The 19950-nt window shown below is 71.9% G+C and carries 20 protein-coding genes and 1 riboswitch; of the genes, 4 read left to right on the forward strand and 16 right to left on the reverse strand.

The window, feature by feature from the left end:
* Window positions 1-6 precede the first annotated feature (6 nt).
* From ABZ794_RS23985 to ABZ794_RS24005, 5 genes are all read right to left on the reverse strand, one after another.
* Window positions 7-696: a fasciclin domain-containing protein gene (locus tag ABZ794_RS23985; protein WP_357517651.1), complete on the reverse strand. Its 690-nt coding sequence runs from the start codon at window positions 694-696 to the stop codon at window positions 7-9.
* Between the two features lie 94 nt (window positions 697-790).
* Window positions 791-2890 carry a M14 family zinc carboxypeptidase gene (locus ABZ794_RS23990; protein ID WP_357517653.1) on the reverse strand — a complete coding sequence of 700 codons (2100 nt, stop codon included), beginning with the start codon at window positions 2888-2890 and terminating at the stop codon, window positions 791-793.
* 114 nt (window positions 2891-3004) lie between these two features.
* On the reverse strand, window positions 3005-3805 hold the full coding sequence (locus tag ABZ794_RS23995; RefSeq protein WP_357517655.1) for an MBL fold metallo-hydrolase: 801 nt from the start codon (window positions 3803-3805) through the stop codon (window positions 3005-3007).
* The gene (locus ABZ794_RS24000; RefSeq protein WP_210783847.1) at window positions 3802-4602 is read right to left on the reverse strand and encodes an alpha/beta hydrolase; all 801 of its coding nucleotides are present in this window, start codon (window positions 4600-4602) and stop codon (window positions 3802-3804) included. Before ABZ794_RS24000 ends, ABZ794_RS23995 begins: the two co-directional genes overlap by 4 nt.
* A gap of 107 nt (window positions 4603-4709) precedes the next feature.
* Window positions 4710-5489: an endonuclease/exonuclease/phosphatase family protein gene (locus ABZ794_RS24005; protein WP_357517657.1), complete on the reverse strand. Its 780-nt coding sequence runs from the start codon at window positions 5487-5489 to the stop codon at window positions 4710-4712.
* Window positions 5490-5673: 184 nt separating this feature from the next.
* On the opposite strand from ABZ794_RS24005, the gene ABZ794_RS24010 reads away from it, so the two are divergent.
* Complete coding sequence (locus ABZ794_RS24010; protein WP_357517659.1) at window positions 5674-6444, forward strand: TSUP family transporter; 771 nt, start codon at window positions 5674-5676, stop codon at window positions 6442-6444.
* On the opposite strand, the gene def is transcribed toward ABZ794_RS24010, so the two are convergent.
* Window positions 6441-6950, reverse strand: coding sequence for a peptide deformylase (gene def, locus ABZ794_RS24015; RefSeq protein WP_210783845.1), 510 nt, complete (start codon window positions 6948-6950; stop codon window positions 6441-6443). The genes ABZ794_RS24010 and def overlap by 4 nt on opposite strands.
* Window positions 6951-6982: 32 nt before the next feature.
* On the reverse strand, window positions 6983-8254 hold the full coding sequence (locus ABZ794_RS24020) for a chorismate-binding protein (RefSeq protein WP_357517706.1): 1272 nt from the start codon (window positions 8252-8254) through the stop codon (window positions 6983-6985).
* A gap of 96 nt (window positions 8255-8350) precedes the next feature.
* Here ABZ794_RS24020 and ABZ794_RS24025 point away from each other — a divergent pair, with 96 nt between their 5' ends.
* A complete protein-coding gene (locus ABZ794_RS24025; RefSeq protein WP_007460326.1) occupies window positions 8351-8551 on the forward strand; it encodes a DUF5999 family protein in 201 nt (66 codons plus the stop codon).
* 150 nt (window positions 8552-8701) lie between these two features.
* Here ABZ794_RS24025 and gcvP read toward each other — a convergent pair whose 3' ends face one another.
* The 3 genes from gcvP to ABZ794_RS24040 form a co-directional block, all read right to left on the reverse strand.
* Entirely contained in the window at window positions 8702-11524 is a 2823-nt protein-coding gene (gene gcvP / locus ABZ794_RS24030; protein ID WP_210783843.1) for an aminomethyl-transferring glycine dehydrogenase, read from the reverse strand.
* Window positions 11525-11597: 73 nt separating this feature from the next.
* Window positions 11598-11696, reverse strand: a riboswitch (glycine riboswitch).
* 86 nt (window positions 11697-11782) lie between these two features.
* Window positions 11783-12625 carry an NAD-dependent protein deacetylase gene (locus ABZ794_RS24035; RefSeq protein ID WP_357517661.1) on the reverse strand — a complete coding sequence of 281 codons (843 nt, stop codon included), beginning with the start codon at window positions 12623-12625 and terminating at the stop codon, window positions 11783-11785.
* A gap of 84 nt (window positions 12626-12709) precedes the next feature.
* Entirely contained in the window at window positions 12710-13777 is a 1068-nt protein-coding gene (locus tag ABZ794_RS24040; protein WP_357517708.1) for a MerR family transcriptional regulator, read from the reverse strand.
* A 119-nt stretch (window positions 13778-13896) separates the two neighbouring features.
* On the opposite strand from ABZ794_RS24040, the gene ABZ794_RS24045 reads away from it, so the two are divergent.
* Entirely contained in the window at window positions 13897-14553 is a 657-nt protein-coding gene (locus tag ABZ794_RS24045) for an NAD(P)-binding oxidoreductase (protein WP_210783840.1), read from the forward strand.
* Between the two features lie 26 nt (window positions 14554-14579).
* Window positions 14580-14858, forward strand: a complete 279-nt coding sequence (locus tag ABZ794_RS24050) for a DUF1905 domain-containing protein (RefSeq protein WP_112587027.1) — start codon at window positions 14580-14582, stop codon at window positions 14856-14858.
* A 25-nt stretch (window positions 14859-14883) separates the two neighbouring features.
* On the opposite strand, the gene ABZ794_RS24055 is transcribed toward ABZ794_RS24050, so the two are convergent.
* The 6 genes from ABZ794_RS24055 to ABZ794_RS24080 form a co-directional block, all read right to left on the reverse strand.
* Window positions 14884-15843, reverse strand: a complete 960-nt coding sequence (locus tag ABZ794_RS24055; RefSeq protein ID WP_210783838.1) for a class I SAM-dependent methyltransferase — start codon at window positions 15841-15843, stop codon at window positions 14884-14886.
* A 114-nt stretch (window positions 15844-15957) separates the two neighbouring features.
* Window positions 15958-16653: a cell division protein DivIVA gene (locus tag ABZ794_RS24060; RefSeq protein WP_357517663.1), complete on the reverse strand. Its 696-nt coding sequence runs from the start codon at window positions 16651-16653 to the stop codon at window positions 15958-15960.
* Window positions 16654-16705: 52 nt separating this feature from the next.
* Complete coding sequence (locus ABZ794_RS24065; RefSeq protein ID WP_210783834.1) at window positions 16706-17887, reverse strand: globin domain-containing protein; 1182 nt, start codon at window positions 17885-17887, stop codon at window positions 16706-16708.
* Window positions 17888-17889: 2 nt separating this feature from the next.
* Entirely contained in the window at window positions 17890-18288 is a 399-nt protein-coding gene (locus ABZ794_RS24070; RefSeq protein ID WP_210783832.1) for a group 1 truncated hemoglobin, read from the reverse strand.
* Between the two features lie 258 nt (window positions 18289-18546).
* Window positions 18547-19143 carry a MerR family transcriptional regulator gene (locus ABZ794_RS24075; RefSeq protein WP_210783830.1) on the reverse strand — a complete coding sequence of 199 codons (597 nt, stop codon included), beginning with the start codon at window positions 19141-19143 and terminating at the stop codon, window positions 18547-18549.
* A gap of 160 nt (window positions 19144-19303) precedes the next feature.
* Complete coding sequence (locus ABZ794_RS24080; RefSeq protein WP_030327706.1) at window positions 19304-19768, reverse strand: bifunctional nuclease family protein; 465 nt, start codon at window positions 19766-19768, stop codon at window positions 19304-19306.
* Between the last annotated feature and the right edge of the window lie 182 nt (window positions 19769-19950).

A 19950-nucleotide genomic window follows, 5' to 3' on the forward strand; every position in this document is an offset into this window, starting at 1 on the left:
GCGTGGTCAGTGTGCGCGGTGGCCGGTGCCGTCGGCGGTGACGGGCAGTGGGCCGAGGACGGCGTTGATGATGTGGATGCGGGCGTTGGTGGCCTGGTAGTCGGCGCAGACGGTGTCGGCGCGGTCACCGAGGCGGGCGGTGGGCCCGGTGCGGGTGACGGTGACGGTGACGCCGTCGATGGTGGTGGCGGTGCCGGCGGTGGTGAGGTCGGCGATCGGGTGGCTTCCGGTGATGAGGTGGGCTTTCAGCAGGGTGCGGAGCTGGTCGGTGTGGTGGGTCATGAGGTCGTCCCAGTTGTCCTCGGAGAACGTGGCGGCGAAGGCGTCGTCGGAGGGCGCCAGGACGGTGACGCCGTCGCCGGAGGGCAGGTCGGTGAGGACGCCGCTGGTGCGCAGGGCCGCTTCGAACGTGGTGAGGGTGGGGATCCAGCGCAGCGCCTGGTCGACGGGTTGCCCGGCGAGGAAGCTCGGGTTGCCGGGGTCGGTGCCGGTGGGCAGGGCGGCGCAGAGTGGCCCGGTGGGCTGGGGTGCGGTGCTCGCGGGCGCGGCGTTCGTGCGGGGAGCTGCGGGGTTGCCGGTGCAGGCGGCGAGCAGCAGGGTCGGCAGGAGCAGGCCGAGTGCCCGTCGGACGTGCCGAGCGCCGTGCCGTCCGCGGGATCGTCGGGGTTGTCGCTGTGGGGTGGCGGGGTGCGACACGGCGGCCTCCACGGGTGCGGGGGTTGCTGGTGAGGTGCCGGGGGGGGGGGGGTGGGGCCCCGCCCCCCCGGCGTGGTGGCTCGCTAGGTGTCGGTCACAGCGCCGCGCACTGGGTGGTGCGGGGGCCGTGGACGGTGTTGGCGATGCCGAGGTTGGTCGGGGTGGGGTTGTTGCCGGTGCAGTTGAGTGGGCCGCGGATGGTGCTGCCGGCCAGCACTGGTGCGTCGGTGCCGGTGGTGTTGCCGGAGAGGTCGACGGGGCCGGCGATGGTGGCGTCGATGATGGAGATGGTGTCGGTGGTGGCGATGCGGACCGGGCCGTTGATGGTGCTGTCGGCGAGGAGGATGCCGGCGGCGCCGGTGGCGGTGAGTGGGCCGCTGATGGTCGTTGCGGTGGTGACGAGTGCCGCGCCGGCCCGGACGGTGACCGGGCCGTTGATGGTGGCGTCGTCGGCGCAGGTGAAGCCGGTGACGGTCAGGGGTCCGTTGCGGCGTCCGGTGACTGTGGGGTGGACGCGTTCGCCGTCGGTCAGTTTCTCCACGCCCTTGCCGTCGAGGAGCAGGGGGATGAGGCCGCGTTCGGGTTGGTTGAGGGGGACGTAGTGGTCGTCGCCGATGGTGATGACTTTCCAGCCGTGGGCGGCGATGCGCTGGGCGACTGTGGTGCCGATGCCGCCGGGTCCGTCGGTGCGGGTGCCGTTGTACTGCGCGTCGGTGAGTTTGTAGGCGCAGGGCGGGTTGTCGAGGATCAGGTCGGCGGGGGGCGCGTCGAGTGGTGGTGGGCTGTCGCCGGGGTGCGGTGCCGGGTGGGCGGGGATGGGGCGGGAGCCGCGGAAGACCAGCCGGCCGGTGTTGGCGGCTTGGGTTTCGATGGCTTCGCTGCGGGCCTTCAGGATGTCGGCGCGGTCGGCGCGGTGGTAGTCGAGGAACTGGTGGAAGGTCCACAGGGCGGAGTAGGTCTTGCGGCGTCGGTTGTTGGCGGTGTTGCCTTCGTCGGGGCGGGTCTGGCCGCCGGAGCTGCGTAGTTCCAGCAGGGAGTTGGTGACGTTCTTGAGTCCGAGGGTGTTGCGCAGGATGGTTTCCTCGCTGAGGCCGACGTTGCCGCCGCCGTCGCAGCCGTAGGGGCAGGCCCACCAGCCGGCTTCGGCGCCTTTGGCGTACATGTGGCCTTCGATCATGTCCTGGGACTGGTCGAAGATGGGTTGGGCGACGTTCTGGTGCCGTGGGGGCAGCATCGGCAGGTCGCCGGCGCGGGAGTTGCCGAACTCGTGGCCGTCGTAGCCGGCGACGGGTCGGTAGTCGCGGACCATTTTGATGTACGCGGTGGTCTCGGGTTGGCGGATCAGGGAGTAGTCGCGGTTGAGGTCCTGGCCGGTGGAGTTGCCGCGGGTGTTGTTGGCGCGGCCGTCTCCGTTGATGGTGGGGACGATCAGGACGGTGGTGTGGCTGAGCAGGTCGGTGATGCGGGGGTCGGTGCTGAAGGCGAGTTGGCGGGCCATGATGAGGCAGGCTTCGCGGTCGCCGGGTTCGTTGCCGTGCACGTTGCAGTTGATGGCCACGGGTGCGGTGGCGGCGACGGCTTGCGGGGTGGCCGCCGGGGTGGGGTGGCCGATGACGAGCATGTTGACGGGTCGGTTCTGGACGGTGCGGCCGAGTTCGACGACGCGTACGCGGTCGCTGAGGGCGTCGATGGCGGCGGTGTAGGCGTACTCGTCGGTGTCGTTCGTGTATTGCGCGGCGTGGGTGGTTTCCCAGCCGGTGCGCAGTTGCTCGCCGGAGGTGGTGGGGTTGCCCCAGGGTGCGGTGGTGGTGGCGGTGACCGGGTCGGAGTAGGGCTGTTCGGTGGTGCCGGTGCGGGCGCGTACGCGCCATTGGAAGGTGTCGCCGGGGTTGTAGCCGGCGTCGGCGAAGGTGGGCGCCTGTTGGTTGATCTGGCGGTTGGGTCGCCAGATGCCGACGATGGTGGGTGCGGCGGTGGGGGTGCCGTTGGCGTCGACGGGGGTGCGTTCGATCTGGTAGTCGGTGGCGCCGTCGACGGGGTGCCAGGCGAGGGTGGTGTATCCGTCGGCCTGGTGGGCGGTGAGGGCGGTGACCTGGTCGGGTGGTGCGGCGGTGGCGGGGGTGGGTGCTGCGGTGGTGAGGGTGATGGCGATGAGGGTGGACACGGCGATGAGGGTGGGTCGCTGGCGTCTCATGTGGCCTCCGACGAGTTGATCGTGGCGCGTGTCGACCAGCATGGTTGTCGAAGTTCGTCGATGCAATGATCTTGAGGGAATCTTGCGACTTGGCGGTCTGCTCCCCCGCCGTTGTCAGGCGTCGATGGTGGAGGGTTCGCCCGGTGGGAGCCAGTGGACGCTGTCGCGCACCGGAGGCGGTGCGGCGGTGAACACCCGCTCGATGGCCTCGCGGGGTTCCTGGAAGTGCTGCCAGCCCTCGTAGTGCACCGGGATCACGGTGTGGGGCCGAAGCTGGGCGCACAGTTTCGCGGCTCGCCGGGCCGTCATCGAGTAGCGCAACGGCCCGGTGATGGGGAATCGCACCCCACCTAGGTGCAGCAGCACCGTGCCGACCCCGATGCGGGTGGCGGCTCGGCGTACCCGGCGGGTCAGAACGGTGTCGCCGGTGACCCAGAGCGCGCCGTGTTGTTGCCCGGCCCAGCGCAGGGCGAAGCCGATGACGGTGCCGACGATCGGGCCGCTCAGCGGCGGGCCGTGCCGGCACGGCGTGGCGGTCACCTCGATCGTGGGTCGTCGGGGGTGCGTGAGGCGGGTGCTCTGCCCGGCGCGCAGGCCCCGGGTGTGGGGGCCGAGCCGGCGTGCCCCGGGCACGGTGGTGAGGACTGCGCCCGCACCGCTGAGGAGTGCTCGACCGTTGTCGTCGAGGTTGTCGCCGTGGTGGTCGTGGCTGAGCAGGACCGCGTGGACCGGCCCGAGGTCGGCGGCGGGGATCGCCGGGCCGGTGAGCTTGCGCGAGGAGGTGCCCCAGCCGAAGGTGTAGCGCCGCCCGGGTGGGTCGAAGGTGGGGTCGGTGAGCAGCCGCCACCCGCCGACCTCGATCAGCGTGGTGGGGCCGCCGATATGGGTGATCCGCACCTGGTGTGCAGTGCTCACCGGGCGTGCCGCAGGGCCCAGTCGAGGGCGGCGTCGGCGATGCGCTGCCAGCCCTGCTGCGCGGGCAGCAGGTGCGCGTACCCCTCGAAGAGCTCGACCTCGGTGATGGTGTCGCCCCGGTAGAGCGCGGCGTTCGCGCGCTGCACGCTGGGCGGCATGATGTGGTCTTCCGAGCCGGAGATGAACAGCAGCGGCGCGCGCTGGTCGTTGTGGTAGTCGACGGCGATGTCCTGGGGGCCGGGCAGCAGATTGGCCAGGACGCTGTCCCAGAGAATGCCGCCGGCGGCGGGGATGGCGTAGCGCTCGTACAGGGCGCGGGCGGTCTGCTCGTCGAAGGTGTTGGTGAACGCGTAGTTCCACTGCTCGAAGGTGAACCCGACGGCGCGGTGCCGGTTGGCGGGGTTGCGCAGCACCGGGAAGGTGGAGCGCAGTTGCGAGAAGGGGATGTTGCGGACCCCTTCGGTGGGTGCCGAGTTGAGCACGACGGCGCTGGCGCCGTACCCCCGGTCGAGTAGCACCTGGGTGAACGCCCCGCCGGCGGAGTGGCCCATCAGGATCGGCGGCGTGGGCAGCGCGGCGACCACCTCGGACAGGTGCGCGATGACCTGCGGCGCGGTCAGTGTCTCCAGCGGGCTGGGGTCGGCGTTGATCGCCTCGACCTCGCCTTCCAGACCGGGGTAGGTGGGGGTGAGCACCCGCAAGCCCTTGTCCTGGTAGTGGGTGACCCAGTTTTCCCAGCTGCGGGGGGTCACCCAGAATCCGTGGATGAGCACGATCGTGTCCGGCGTGTCGCTCATGGTCAGCTCCGTGATCGTCGGGGGTGGCGATGGCGCAACGGCGGTGGTGTCGGTGAGCCCACCCTAGACATTGGTGAGCCGCGATGTGGCCGGTTGGGCGATGATGCTCAGCCGAGGTCGACCAGCAGCGGGCGGTGGTCGGAGATGGTGGACGCCGGCGCGGTGACGGCGCGTACCGGCGGGAGGTCGGCGAGGGCGTGCCGGTCGGCGAGGATGTGGTCGAGTTGGACGCGGGGCTGCCCGGACGGGTAGGTGGGGCGTCGGCCCAGGGGGTGCCAACCGGAGATGAGCCGGGCCGCGCCGGCGGGCAGGTTGAGGTCGCCGAGCAGGACGCGGGGCCCCGGTAGCGCGCGCAGGGCGCGGACGGTCTGGCGTAGTTGGCGGGCGTTCCAGCCGGGCACGAAGGACAGGTGGGTCGCGGCGACGGTGAGGGGGCCGTGCGGGGTGTCCAGGACGGCGGCGAGGACCACGCGGGGTTCGTCGTGCAGCAGGATGAGGCCGCCGCGGGGGCCGGGCACGTAGACCGGTGAGCGCACCGGCGCCGGTTTGAGTCGGGTGACCTGCCAGCTGCGTACGGGGTGTCGGCTGATCAGCCCGATGCCGTAGCAGGGCTCGCCGTGGCCGTCGTCGTCGTGGCGCAGTGGCCGGAACTGTTCGCCGGGGGTGCCGACGACGGCGGCGGCGAAGCGGTGATGCGGTGCGCCGAGGGCGCGGGCGGCGATGGCGGTGAGGTCGAGGTTGCCGCTGCGGCGTTGGTCGCGGTCGACCTCCTGCAGGGCGAGCACGTCGGCGTCGAGGGCGCCGATGGCGGCGGCGAGTCGGTCGGAGTCGACGAGCCCGTCGGTGAGGGACCGCCCGTGCAGCAGGTTGAAGGTTGCCAGGCGCACTCCTGCACCTTACGTGCCCGTGGCATGGTTGCCGGGTGGTGAAGGTGTTGCTGTGTTCGGTGCTGGTGTTCGTGGCGGTCGGAGCGTTGGGGGTGTGGTTGCGGCGTACGCGGGGTCGGTGACCGGGTGAGGCTGGCCACTCGGGTGCCGCCGCGGCGCGTCGGGTGGGCAAGAATTGCCGCCCGTGGACGCCGTGACGCTGAGTACCCTGCTGGCCGCCGCCGCGATGGCCGGGTGGGTCGATGCCGTGGTCGGTGGTGGCGGGTTGTTGCTGCTGCCGGCGTTGTTGGTGGCTGCCCCGGGGTTGCCGGTGGCCACCGCGTTGGGCACGAACAAGTTGGCCGCGATCTTCGGTACGGCCACGGCGGCGACGACGTACGCCCGCAGGACGAAAGTCGACTGGCGGGTGGCGGGCCCGGCGGCGGGGTTCGCGGTGCTCAGCGCGGGTGTGGGCGCGGCGTTGGCCGGGGCGGTGCCGGCGTCGGCGTACCGGCCGGTCGTGCTGGTGGTGCTGGTGTCGGTGGCGGTGTTCGTGCTGCTGCGTCCCCGGATGGGGGTGGTGGCGGTGCCGGCGAAGCGCACTCCGCTGCGGGTGGCGGTGGTGATCGCGGTGGCCGGGGTGGGGATCGCCCTGTACGACGGGTTGATCGGCCCGGGCACCGGCACGTTCCTGGTGTTGGCGTTCACCGCCCTGGTGGGCGCGGACTTCGTGCACGGCTCGGCGATGGCGAAGGTCGTCAACGCGGGGACGAACCTGGGCGCGCTGGTGGTGTTCGGGGTGACCGGGCACGTGTGGTGGCTGCTGGGCGCGGGCATGGCGGTGTGCAACATCGCCGGCGCGGTGCTGGGGGCGCGGATGGCGTTGCGCCGCGGCTCCGGGTTCGTGCGGGTGGTGTTGCTGGTGGTGGTGGTGGCGTTGGTCGCGAAACTGGGCCACGACCAGTGGGTGAGCTAGCCGCGGCGGCTGGGTGAGTCGAAGCGCCCGGCGCGGATTTCGCGCAGGGCCCGGCGGCGGGTGTCGCCGCGCAGGGTGTCGACGTAGAGCCGCCCGCCCAGGTGGTCGGTCTCGTGTTGCAGGGCGCGGGCCAGGAACCCGCTGCCGGCGATGGTCAGCGGCTCGCCGTGCTGGTCGACGCCGTGGGCGGTGGCGTGCAGGGCCCGCACGGTCGGAAAGTACAGCCCGGGGATGGACAGGCAGCCCTCCTCGTCGTCCTGGAGTTCGTCGGACAGCTCCAGGGTGGGGTTGATGAGGTGGCCACGGTGCCCGTCGGCGTCGTAGACGAACACCTGCGCGCTGACGCCGATCTGCGGTGCGGCGACACCGGCGCGGCCGGGGGCACCGAGCAGGGTGTCCATCAGGTCGGTGACGAGGGCGCGCAACTCGGCGTCGAAGGTGGTGACCGGTTCGCATCCGGTGCGCAGGACAGGGTCGCCGATGATCCGGATGGGCCGCATGGTCATGGGGTTCAGCGTATCGCCGTGCGGTGCCGCGGTCAGCGCCCGGCCAGGGTGGCGCGGATCGGGGTGGTCTTCGCGGCGGCCTCGGCGACCTCGGCGCGTGCGTCGCTGTCCCAGGTGATGCCGCCGCCGGCCCAGGTGTGCAGCCGCTGGCCGTCGGCGGCGGCGGTGCGGATGGTCAGGCCCAGGTCGACGTGGCCCGGGGCGACCCAACCCAACGCGCCCATGCTGGCGCCCCGCCCGACCGGTTCGAGGGCGCTGATCTGGGTCAGGGCGGCGAGTTTCGGGGCGCCGGTGACCGAGGCGCCCGGGCAGGTGGCGCGCAGCAGGTCGGCGAGGCCGAGGCCGTCGGCGGCGGCGGCGCGCACTGTCGACTCGGCCTGCCACAGGTCGCACCAGCGGCGCACGGCGAACAGTTCGTCGACGGTGACGGTGCCGGTGCGGGCGATGCGGGCGAGGTCGTTGCGGGCCAGGTCGACGATCATGATGTGTTCGGCGCGTTCCTTCGCGCTGGCGAGCAGTTCGGCGCGGCCGGTGGCGGTGGCCGGGCGGGTGCCCTTGATCGGTCGGGTGATCACCTGCCCGTCGGTGACCTCGACGAGGGTTTCCGGGGAGGCGCAGCCGATGGCCCAGCCGTCGCCGGTGAGGACGCCGCCGTAGCGGGCGCCGGGGAGCGCGCCGAGGCGGCTCAGGGCGGGCAACGGGTCGCCGGTGTAGGGGGCGGCGGCGTGGCCGACGAGGTTGCTCTGGTAGACGTCGCCGCGGCCGATGGCGGCGCGGACCGCGTCGACGGCGGCGGCGTGCTGGCCGGGGGTCCAGCTCTCGGCCCACTCGCCGAGCCGCCACGACGACGGTGGGCCGGGCCGGGTGACCCGGGTGGGGCCGTGCTGGTAGACGACGACGGCGAGGTCGGGCAGGGCCGGCGCGGGTTCGGGTGCCCCGGTGGGGGCGCCGGCCAGCAGCGCCCCGGCGGCGGCGGACAGGTACAGCGCCGCGCCGCAGACCCCGGTGCCGTGCTGGCCGGTGGCCGGTCGGGTCAGGTCGTGCAGGGGTAGGCCGTGCGCGGCGAGGAACTCCTCGGCGAGGGCCGCGGGGTCACCGCCGTCGCCGCGAGACCAGTGCAGGCGGGCGCGTTCGGTCAGCGCATCCCGGCACGCGGCCGGCGCGGCGGGTACATCGATCGACGCGGCGCTGCGGTAGGCGGCCGACGCAGCCGGGCCGCTGTCTGCGGCGTCCACGTATGGGAGCGTTTCCACGCCGTACGGTCCAACCTTCCTCATCCGTTCAGTGGATTTCCCGTGCACCAGGCGGGCACCTGCTCGATGCTGGACACTTTCGCTTGGTACTGTGCGTCACTGGTCATGTGAACCATGACACAGTGCCCCCACAGTCCGGAGAACCCGATGTGCCAGCACCAACCGACCTGCCCCTCCGCTGAAGCCACCGACCGGGAAGCCGCGCGGGTCCTCGCCTGCTTCCGTGAGCAGGGCTGGAGCCTGCTCTGCAACGGTGTCATCGTCTTCGAGGACACCGGCGAACTGCTTCCCGACGGCAGCAGCATCGCACCGCACCGCGGCCCCGCCCGCCACGCCCTCGTGGCCTGACCGACCACTCAGCGTCACCGTTTAGCCGCCGTCGACCCAGGCTAGTCCCCCGGTAAGGGACGTCCCCGCCCAGGTCGCAGCGGCTGCCGGGGCAGGCCGTACCGCCCGCCCCGGCGCGCCGTCGTCAGTGCTCGACCGGCTGCGGCGTTGTCAGTCTTCGAACGCCTCCGGCGACGGGCACGAGCAGACCAGGTTCCGGTCGCCGTACGCGCCGTCGATGCGCCGCACCGGCGGCCAGTACTTGCCGGCCCGGTCCACCCCGGCCGGGTACGCGCCCACCGACCGCGGGTACGCGTGCGACCACTCGTCACCGCTGACCATCGCCGCGGTGTGCGGCGCGTTGGCTAGGGGGTTGTCCCCTACCGGCCACGCCCCGGAACCCACCTGCTCGATCTCCGCGCGGATCGCGATCATCGCGTCGCAGAACCGGTCCAGCTCGGCCAGGTCCTCGCTCTCGGTCGGCTCCACCATCAGCGTCCCCGCCACCGGGAACGACATCGTGGGCGCGTGGAAGCCGTAGTCGATCAGCCGCTTCGCCACGTCGTCGACGCTCACCCCGGTCGCCTTCGTCAACGGCCGCAGGTCGAGGATGCACTCGTGGGCCACCAGGCCCTTGTTGCCGGCGTACAGCACCGGGAAGTGCCCCCGCAGCCGCGCCGCCACGTAGTTCGCCGCGAGCACCGCCACACCGGTGGCCCGGGTCAGCCCCTCGGCGCCCATCATCCGCAGGTACGCCCACGGGATCGGCAGGATCCCCGCCGACCCGTACTTCGCCGCCGAGATCGCCGGCGTGGCGTCCACGTGCGCGCCCAGCGGGTCACCGGGCAGGAACGGCGTCAGGTGCGCGCGGACCGCCACCGGACCCACCCCGGGGCCACCGCCGCCGTGCGGGATGCAGAACGTCTTGTGCAGGTTCAGGTGCGACACGTCCGCGCCGAACTTGCCGGGCTTGGCGAACCCGACCAGGGCGTTGAGGTTCGCCCCGTCGACGTACACCTGCCCGCCGGCGTCGTGGACCTTCGCGCACAGCGACGCGATGCCCGTCTCGTACACACCGTGCGTGGACGGGTACGTCACCATGATCGCGGCGAGCGCGTCGCGGTGCTTGTCGATCTTCGCGTCCAGGTCGACGAGGTCGACGTTGCCGTCGTCGTCGCAGGCCACCACCACGACCCGCATGCCGGCCATCACCGCCGACGCCGCGTTCGTGCCGTGCGCCGACGACGGGATCAGGCACACGTCGCGGTGCGTCTCACCCCGCGACGCGTGGTACGAGCGGATCGCCAGCAACCCGGCCAGCTCACCCTGCGAACCGGCGTTGGGCTGCACGCTCACCGCGTCGTAGCCGGTCACCTCGGCCAGCCACGACTCCAGCTGACCGATCATCTCCCGGTACCCGACGGTCTGCGCGTCGGGCGCGAACGGGTGGATGTTCGCGAACTCCGCCCAGCTCACCGGCTCCATCTCGGTGGTCGCGTTCAGCTTCATCGTGCACGACCCGAGCGGGATCATGCCCCGGTCCAGGGCGTAGTCGAAGTCCGACAGCCGCCGCAGGTAGCGCAGCATCGCCGTCTCGGAGTGGTGGCTGCGGAACACCGGGTGGGTGAGGAAGTCGCTGCCGCGCGTCAGGTCGACCGGCAGGGCGGCGTCCACGTCGGCGTCGAAGGCGGGCACCCCGAACGCCTCCCACACCTGCGCCAGGTGCGCGTCGGTAGTGGTCTCGTCGCAGGACACCCCCACCCGGTCGGCGTCGACCAGCCGCAGGTTGACACCACGGTCGGCGGCGGCGGCCACCACCTCGGCGGCCCGCCCCGGCACGGTCGCGGTGACGGTGTCGAAGAACGCGACGTCGGCGACGTCCACCCCACCGGCGCGCAACCCGGCCGCGAGCCGCGCCGCCATCGCATGGGTACGCGTCGCGATGTCGCGCAGCCCGTCCGGGCCGTGGTAGACGGCGTACATGCCGGCCATCACCGCGAGCAGAACCTGCGCGGTGCAGATGTTGCTGGTCGCCTTCTCCCGCCGGATGTGCTGCTCACGGGTCTGCAACGCCAACCGGTAGGCCGGGTTGCCGTCCGCGTCGCGTGACACCCCGACCAGGCGCCCGGGCAGCATCCGCTCCAGGCCCGAGCGCACCGCCAGGTAACCGGCGTGCGGCCCACCGAAGCCCATCGGTACGCCGAAACGCTGGGTGGTGCCGGCGGCGATGTCCGCGCCGATCTGCCCCGGTGCGCGCAGCAGCGTCAACGCCAGCAGGTCCGCCGCGACGGTCACCAGGGCGCCGACGGCGTGCGCCGCCGCCACGAGGCTGGCGTGGTCGCGCACCGCCCCGGACGCCCCCGGGTACTGCAGGTGCAGGCCGAAGAACTCCGCCGGCAACTCGTCGCGCTGCACGTCGAGGACCCGCACGTCGATGCCGAGCGGCTCGGCCCGGCTGGTGATCACCGCGATGGTCTGCGGCAACGCGTCGGCGTCAACGACGTACACGCCGCTCTTGCTCTTGGAGGCCCGCCGCGCCAGGGTCATCGCCTCCGCAGCCGCGGTGCCCTCGTCGAGCATGGAAGCGTTCGCGGTGGTCAGGCCGGTCAGGTCGGTGACCATGGTCTGGAAGTTCAGCAGCGCCTCCAGGCGGCCCTGGCTGATCTCCGGCTGGTACGGCGTGTACGCCGTGTACCAGGCCGGGTCCTCCAGCACGTTGCGGCGGATCACCGCCGGGGTGTGCGTGCCGTGGTACCCCAACCCGATCATGGAGACGGCGACGGTGTTACGCGCCGCGAGGGCCCGCAGCTCGGCGATCGTCTCGGCCTCGGTGGCCGGGTCGGGCAGGTCGAGGGTGCCGTGCCAGCGGATCACCTCGGGGATCGCGGCGTCCATCAGCTCGTCGATGGAGTCGTGCCCGACGACCTCCAGCATCCGACGCTCATCGTCGGGGCCGGGACCGATGTGACGGGTGGCGAACTGCTCTACGGTCATAGGGGGCACTCCCGGGGCGAGGTCGACGTGTCGGCCTCCCCCTCTGTCGCACCCACAGGGGCACTCCACAGTGCCTGCCCACGAGGTCCTTTTGCCTGAGAGGTTCCGGGGAGGATTTGCCCCTTCGGCGCCGCCCTGCGTGCTGTCGGGCGGTCTCTCCCACGTGGGTGTTACCGGCGTGGTCAACGCTACCAGCGTTGGTGTTTCCGGCGGATGTCCTACCCCCGGGCCTCGTGCTCACCCGCGCGGGTAGGTCCGTCACACCCCCAGCGGTGCCCCGGCGCCGACCCGCGCGGCCAGCTGCGGCAGCACCACGCCCAGCGGCGCGTCGACGCACACTGTGGCGTGGCCGTCACCCCGGGTCGGCCCCTGGTTGACGATCGCGACCGGGATGCCCCGTTTCGCGGCCCGAATCACGAACCGGCGCCCCGACATCACCGTCAACGACGACCCGAGCACCAGCAACGCGCGGGCCTGCTCCACGGCCGCGAAACACCGCGCCACCCGCTGCGGCGGCACCGTCTCACCGAAGAACACCACGTCCGGTTTCAGCATCCCGGTGCCGCAGATCCCGCAGTCCACCGGCCGAAACGCCGCCACCTGCTCATCAGGGAGATCAACATCACCGTCCGGGTTGACCGCGGCGACGCGGGCCACGAACTCCGGGTTGGCCTCGCGCAGCCGCCGGTGCAGCTCCTCCCGGGACGTCAGGTTGCCGCAGTCCAGGCAGGTCACCTCGTCGAGGCGGCCGTGCAGCTCGATCACCGACGGGCTGCCGGCCGCACCGTGCAGACCGTCGACGTTCTGGGTGATCACCGTCTCGACCAGCCCGGCGTGTTGCAGCCCGGCCACCGCCCGGTGCCCGGCGTTGGGCGCCGCGCCCGCGATCAGCCGCCAGCCCAGGTGGCTGCGCGCCCAGTAGCGCCGCCGGGCCAGGGGATCGCGGGTGAACGCCTGGAAGGTCATCGGCGTGTGCCGCCGCGCCACCCCGCTGGGCCCCCGGTAGTCCGGAATTCCCGACTCGGTGGACAGGCCGGCGCCGCTGAGCACCACCACCCCACCACCGGCCACCAGCGAGGTCAACGCGTCGAAGCTCTCCATCACCTCTCCATGCTGCCTCAACCGGTTCACCAACGCCGAGCCCCGCGCCGGGCAGGCGGTCCCACCCGGCGCGGGTGACCTCGGCTATACCGCGACGACGTCGGCGACGACGCAGGCGACGTTGTCCGGCGCACCCTCGGCCCGCGCCAGACCGATCAGCGCCCGCACCGTGTCCCCGGGATCGTCCGTCGCTGCCAACGCCGACCCCAACTCGGCCCGGTCGACGACCGCGGACAGCCCGTCGGAGCACAACAGGTACCGGTCACCCGGCAACGCGGTACGCACCGCCAGATCCGCCTCGACCTGCCGGCCGCCACCGAGGGCACGCACCAGCACCGCGCGCTGCGGATGCGTCGCGGCCTGATCCCGGTCGAGCCGGCCCTGCTCAACCTGAGCCTGCACCCAGGTGTGATCCTGAGTGAGCAGCGACAGCTCACCGCCGCGCAGCAGGTAGGCGCGGGTGTCACCGACGTGCACCAGCGCCAGCCGGGAACCGCTGAGCAGCAGCGCGGTCAGCGTGGTGACCGGCTGGTCGGTGTCGGTGGCCAACGCGTGCACGGCGCCGTCGGCGTCGCTCACCGCGCCGGCCAGCATCGTCAGCAGGTCGGCCGCCGGCACGTCGGTGAGCGCCAACGGCCTCAGGGCGTCGACGGCGGCGGCGCTGGCGGCCGCGCCGCCGGGCCCCCGCATACCGTCGGCCACGGCGAGCAACCGCTCGCCGGCGTACGCGGTGTCCTCGTTGCTGTCGCGCACCAGCCCGGTGTCACAACCGGCGGCGCAGCGGACGGCAACTGTGGGATTCGGGTCAGACATGGTGGCGCCCCCTTCAGACAGGTGCTCCACGAGGAGGGTGGCGAGCCGGGCGCGGGCCGCGGTGTCGGCGCTGACCTGCCGCCAGTACGCGGTGACCGCCTCAGCCGCCGCCGCGGGCTCCAGGCCGCACACCACCCGGATCGTCGCCAGCGGCATACCGAGGCGACGCAACTGGGCGACCAGCCGAGCCACCGGCAGCTGAGCCGGGCCGTAGAGCCGGTAACCGGACTCCGGATCGACAGCGGCCGGCACCAGCAGCCCCACCTGGTCGTACAGGCGCAACGCCTTCGGTGTCAGCCTCGCCGCCCGGGCGAACGCCCCGATGGTCATCAGCCCCACGTCGGCATCCTCCTCGCAGCCGGTCACGGCGACCGGCACCCACCAGGCTCAGGGTTCCCCGAAGGTCAAGGTCAAGCCGGTGACGCCGCCGGCACCCGCGGCGCCGGTAGGTTGGGCCCATGCGCGTCGTCATCGCCGGAGGCCACGGCAAGATCGCCCTCCTGTTGCAACGCCACCTCGTCGGGCGCGGCGACACCGCCGTCGGCCTCATCCGCAACCCCGAGCAGACCGCGACGCTGCGCGCCGCCGGCGCCACCCCCGTCGTCTGCGACCTGGAACACACCGAGGTCGCGCAGGTGGCCGAGCACCTGCACGGCGCCGACGCGGTGATCTTCGCCGCCGGCGCCGGCCCCGGCAGCGGCGCCGCCCGCAAGGACAGCGTCGACCGGGCCGCCGCCGCGCTGCTCGCCGACGCCGCCGCCCGCGCCGGCGTCCACCGCTACCTACTCGTCTCCTCCATGGGGGTGGACACACCACCCGCCCCCGGCACCGACGACGTGTGGACGGCGTACCTGCGCGCCAAACGCGCCGCCGAGGACGACCTGCGCCGCCGCGACCTGGCCTGGACGGTGCTACGACCCGGCCGGCTCACCGACGACCCACCCACCGGGCGGGTCACCCTCACCCCACACGCCGGACGTGGCGCGATCAGCCGCACCGACGTCGCCCACGTCCTCGCCGCGCTGCTCGACGAACCACGCACCACCGGCGCGACACTGGAACTCGTCGACGGGCCCACCCCGATCGTCGAGGCCATCCGCGCCGCCGCCAGCTGACCGACCCGTCGCGCCCAGGAGAACCCATGGACCCGCAACCACTCGACTACCGCTTCACCGCGCCCATCGAGAAAGACGGCGCGTTCGCCACCTACGTGACAGTTCCCGACTCCGCGGACCTGCTCGGCACCCGACGCGCCGTCAAGGTCACCGGCACCATCGACGGGCACCCGTTCAACGCCACCCTGATGCCCTCCGGCGCCGGCCCCCACTGGCTGCCCATCCGCGCCGCCCTGTGCAAGACCATCGGCAAGAGCGCCGCCGGCACCGAGGTCACCTTCCACCTCGAACAACGGCTCAGCTGACCACCCGCAGCACCGACTGTCGCCCTCAGCCGCCCGGGCGGTGCGCGGCGACCAACACCGGCCCGCCCGGGACGGTCGGAAAACGCCGAACCTCACCCAACCCGGCCCCCGCCAGCACCTCCGCCATCCGGTCGGCGTCGAAGGCGTTGCCGCCGTTACGCACGGCGTTCCACCGGTCGACGGCCGCCCGCAACGGGTCCCCGGCCGGCGCATTGGTGCCCGCCACCAGCCAGCCACCGGGTCGCAGCGCCCGCACCAGCCGGGGCAGCGCGAGCGCCAACGTCTGCTGGGGAAGAAACGGCGCCGGCACCCAGACCAGGTCGTACCCGCCGGGCTCGGCCACCTCCGCGACGTCCTGCCGGCGCAAACTGATCCGATCCGCGACATCGCGCGCCTCGGCCAACTCCCCGCCGGCCAGGTCCAACGCCCGTTGCAGCACGTCGATACCCACCACCGACACCCGGGGCAACGCGCGGGCCAGGGCGACGGCCAACGCCGCCACACCGGTGCCCACATCCAACACCCGGGCGTCCGCCGAGTCCAAGCGCTGCGCCAGCCCCGGCAACTCGGGCACCACCCGGGTCGCCAACGCCCGGCCGGTCGCCGCCGACGCCCGACCCTGATGCAGCAACACCTCGTCGTCCACCTGCGCCCAGCCGGCCCCACCCCCGCCGGAAGGCTCCTGCGCCGCCGCGGCGACCGCCTGCCGCAGCGAACTCAACCGCGCCTGCACCGCGCTGCGCCCGGTCGGCCCGTCGGCAGGCACCAGCGACGGGTGCGCGACCGGCGTCCCGCCGTCTGAGGACAGCAGACCCGCGGCCTCCAGCACCGCGCTGCGGTGCGGCGACGCCGCGAGGACCTCCGCGAGCGGGGCCGACAGGGCGTCACTCATGGTGCCGACCGCGGCCGCCAGCGCCCACGCCGACGCCTCCAACGCGGCCAGCGGGTCCGCTGACCCGCCGGACGGGGACGGTGATACCGACACGACGGCGCCTCTCCCAGGGGCGGGCCACCCGTCAGCCCCGCCTGACCCCTCCGACTATGCCACCGCCGCCAACACGCCGGGCGGGGTCCACGTCAGCGCACCCCACCCGGCGACTCAGCGCTGCTGGTGCCGCGGCAACGCCGACTGGCCCACCACGCCACCCACGAACGGCGCCCCCGGCGTCTCCGCCGCGATCCGATCCATCGTGCGCGCCAACTGCTCACTGCCGTCGTCGAGATGCCGCGCCGCCGCCTGCATGTGCGACACCATCATCTCGCCGAAGATCCGCAACGCCTCCCGGGTCGCCACCGTGTCGTCGAAGCTCGACCCCGCCGCGCTGCGGTACTCCGCCACCGCCCGCTCCGCCTCCTGCTTCGCCTCCGCCTCCGCCGCGTGCAGGTAACTCTCGTACTGCACCCGGGCGTACTCGGCGACCCGACGCGCGTAGTCATGCGCCTGCGCGATGATCTGCTCGGCCTCCCGCTGCGCCGCCGACAGCAGATTCACCTCCCGCGCCGCCGGGACCTTCGCCGCCGCCCCCGTACTCGGAATCACCCCGTGCCGGTGCAACTCCACCCGGTCGGTCAGCCGCTCGTTCTCCGCCCGCAACGTCGCGATCTGCGTCGCCAACAGGTCCAACTCGTCAGCGACCTGCACCCGGAACCGGTCCACGTCAGCGTTGTCGTAACCACGCCGAGCGAACGACGCCGCACCGAACTCCCACCGCCGAGCCCGGTCGGCGGTGATCCGCACCTGCACACCGCCGGAAACCTGCACCCCGTCATACCGACTGATCGGCGTCGCACTCACCTGTGCAGACCTCCGTTCGCGACCGCCGGGCTCGCAAGCTCACTGATCGCGCTCACCTGTGCCCACCTCCCGAAGTGTCACCCGCAGCCGACTGCTGCACCGCCGTCCGCCACGCCGGGCCGTACCACTGCGCGCCCAGGCCCTCGTGGTGCACCTGACCCGCGTGGAAACCCGCCTGCACCAACGTTCGCACCGCGTGCGACACCATCTCGTCCGACCCACACACGAACACGTGCCGGGACCGCCAGTCACCGTCGGCCAACGCCCGGTCCACCGCCTGCACGAACTCCCCCGGCCGGTGCACGTCGGCACCGACCACGTACGTCACCGTCAACCACGGATACGACGACGCCAACTTGTCGATCGCGTCGCTGTCGTAGAACTCGCTACGGGACCGGGCCCCCACGTACAGGTCCACCCGCCGACGGGAACCCTCCGCGGCCACCTGCTCCACCAACGCCTTCACCGGCGCCCAGCCGGTACCCGAGACCAACAGCAACAGGTCACTGGAGCCCGCCGACCACAATCCCAACCGGTCCCCCACCGGCGCCGCCAGGTGGATCCGATCCCCCACCGCCGACCCGTACACCAGCCGCGACGACACCGCGCCCCCCGGCGCGGCCCGCACATGCAACTCCAACGTGCCGTCCGCCCGCGGCGCGTTCGCCGGCGAGTAGTACCGCCACGACCGCACCGACGGGTGCGACACCCCGACCGACTGACCCGGCGTGAACGGCAACAGATACTGCGGACGCACCGTCAACACCGCCACGTCGAACGCCCGCCGCTCATGCGCCACGATCTCCGCCACCCACCACGGCGGATTGACCGCCTCAGCGGCCTGCGCGGCCTCCATCATCACCTGGGCGACCAACCCGTACGCGGCCGTCCAGTCCGCAGCCAACTCGTCGGTCCACTGCTCGGCGAGGAAATGCTGCAACGTCGCCACCAACGCCTCACCGACCGCCGGATAGTGCTCCGCGCGGACCGCGAACTTGCGGTGATCCGCGCCGAGATCCTGCAGGAAACCCACCAGCCGATCCACCTGGTCCACGTTGGACACGATGTGACCCAACGCGGTCACGAGGCGGTCCCGCTGACCGGCCATGTTCGTGGGGAACATCTGCCGCGTCTCGGGATGAGCGAGGAACAACGTCGAGTAGAAGTAGAGCGGCACCTGGTCGCCGTGACCGGCGACCACCGACCAGCTCTGCTTGAGGCGAGCGGCGTCCACGCTCAGACGCCCGACCTGTTCCCGGCAGCCACCACCTGGCCCTGCACCTGCCCCAGCACTGTCTGCACGTGGGCGAGGACGTCCGCCGGCACCCCCAGCTCGGTCAGCGTCACCGTCAGGTGCTCGCCCACCTTCGCGTAGTGCCCCACCGTGATGTTCAACGGCTGGTGCGCCTCGGCCAACCCGCGACCCGTGTACTCGTTCGGGCCACCCAGCACCACAGTCAACATCAACGCCAGATGCCGCCGCTGACCCGCCATGTCCACGCCAACGAAATAGCCCGCCAACTCCGGGTCCGCGAGCACCTTGTCGTAGAACAGCTCAACCGCCGCCTTGACCGAACTGGCGCCGCCAATGCGGTCGTAGTGCGAGGCGGGAGCAGTCTCTTCCGTAACCGTCACGGTCGTTCCTTCCGGGGGTGAAGGGTCCAGAACCGTGAGGGACCATAGCGTGTCAACCGCCCCCGGTCAGCGCCCCCTTATCGGATTCCCGACAACACGCCGACACGGTGCGTCACCACTACCGATCGGTATCTCCACAATGGGCCACCAGCACAACACCCACGGTATCCACAGTGGACTGGCACGGCCGATAGATGCCTGCCACCGTCACCGACTGTCGCGAGAAAACAACCGAAAAAAAATCGAAAGACCGAACGGTCAGCCGGCGCGCCGCCGCGCCCGCCGCGCCGCCAACTCGTCACCCACCGGATCCGGCCCCGACGCCACCGCCGGCTCCACCGGGCCGCTCGTCGCCGGCTCCGCCGGCAGATGCGACAACGACCCCTGGATCTCCTTGAAAGCCCCACCGATCGCGATGCCGAAGACCCCCTGGCCACCCTGCAACAGATCGACCACCTCCTCCGGAGACCGGCACTCGTACACCGTCGTCCCATCAGAGATAAGCGTGATCCCCGCCAGATCCTCCACACCACGCGACCGCAACGCCTCGATCGCCTTACGGATGTTCTGCAGGGACACCCCCGCATCCAACAACCGCTTCACGACCTTCAACACCACCAGGTCCCGGAACGAATACAACCGCTGCGTCCCCGAACCCGAGGCGTCACGAACGCTCGGCACCACAAGCGTCGTCCGCGCCCAGTAATCCAACTGCCGGTAACTGATGCCCACCGCATGGCAGGCCGTCACACCCCGGTAGCCAACCGAACCGTCACCCTCAGCCGCCACACCTGGCGACGAGGCACCCGACTCGTCGAACCCTGCACCCGGATCGGAATCCCGCGGCTCGTGCATCCGGACAACCTCCCCGTCAGTGTGGCGACGCATCGTTTCCTCCGACGCGCACCCCTCGACATGGAAACCCTATCGCCACCGTCAGGGGTTACCACGGAGGAACCGACGCGACACGCCGCGCAGCCACCGAGAAAGATCACCAACCGAGCCCAGGCACACCTCAGCCCGCGAAATCCTCCGGACGCACCTGCTCCAGGAACTCGCGGAACTTCTCCACCTCGTCCTCCTGCTCATCAGGGATAACGATCCCCGCCTCGCTGAGGACCTGCTCCGCACAACGAATCGGCGCACCAACCCGCAACGCCAACGCGATCGAATCGCTCGGCCGCGCCGACACCCGCACCCCATCGCCGATCAACAGATCCGCGTAGAAGACGTTCTCCTTCAGCTCGGTGATCTCCACCGCCTGCAAGGGCGCCTTCAACGCCGCCAACACATCCCGCAGAAGATCATGCGTCAACGGCCGGGCCGGCTTGACCCCCTGCTGCTCATAAGCGATAGCCGTCGCCTCGACCGCGCCGATCCAGATCGGCAGATAGCGGTCCCCCTCGACCTCCCTGAGCAGGACGATCGGCTGGTTGCTGGGCAGCTCCACCCGAACTCCGACCACGCTCAGCTCGCGCACCGCCGCCTCCGTGTCGTTGTCACCTACGCCGCACCGCGCCCTTCCCTGCACGGTACACGGACCGCAACACGGCCGTCCCATGCGCTACAGCACCACGCCCGCGCCGAAAAGGGGTTACCCCGGCAAGCCTACGGCACGCTTCCCGGAAGAGATCTTTCCGCTCAGCCGCCACCCACCGGGCA

Origin of the sequence: Micromonospora sp. NPDC047187, assembly GCF_040643355.1 — a bacterium.
GTDB classification, from domain to species: Bacteria; Actinomycetota; Actinomycetes; order Mycobacteriales; family Micromonosporaceae; genus Micromonospora; species Micromonospora salmantinae.

What these genes read in the sequence shown, in the direction of transcription:
- ABZ794_RS24045 (WP_210783840.1), top strand. Translation starts at nt 13,897, where the DNA reads ATGCGCGTCGTCATCGCCGGAGGCCACGGCAAGATCGCCCTCCTGTTG.
- ABZ794_RS24000 (WP_210783847.1), bottom strand. Translation starts at nt 4,602, where the DNA reads ATGAGCGACACGCCGGACACGATCGTGCTCATCCACGGATTCTGGGTG.
- ABZ794_RS24035 (WP_357517661.1), bottom strand. Translation starts at nt 12,625, where the DNA reads ATGGAGAGCTTCGACGCGTTGACCTCGCTGGTGGCCGGTGGTGGGGTG.
- def (WP_210783845.1), bottom strand. Translation starts at nt 6,950, where the DNA reads ATGACCATGCGGCCCATCCGGATCATCGGCGACCCTGTCCTGCGCACC.
- gcvP (WP_210783843.1), bottom strand. Translation starts at nt 11,524, where the DNA reads ATGACCGTAGAGCAGTTCGCCACCCGTCACATCGGTCCCGGCCCCGAC.
- ABZ794_RS23990 (WP_357517653.1), bottom strand. Translation starts at nt 2,890, where the DNA reads ATGAGACGCCAGCGACCCACCCTCATCGCCGTGTCCACCCTCATCGCC.
- ABZ794_RS24075 (WP_210783830.1), bottom strand. Translation starts at nt 19,143, where the DNA reads ATGCACGAGCCGCGGGATTCCGATCCGGGTGCAGGGTTCGACGAGTCG.
- ABZ794_RS24050 (WP_112587027.1), top strand. Translation starts at nt 14,580, where the DNA reads ATGGACCCGCAACCACTCGACTACCGCTTCACCGCGCCCATCGAGAAA.
- ABZ794_RS24025 (WP_007460326.1), top strand. Translation starts at nt 8,351, where the DNA reads ATGTGCCAGCACCAACCGACCTGCCCCTCCGCTGAAGCCACCGACCGG.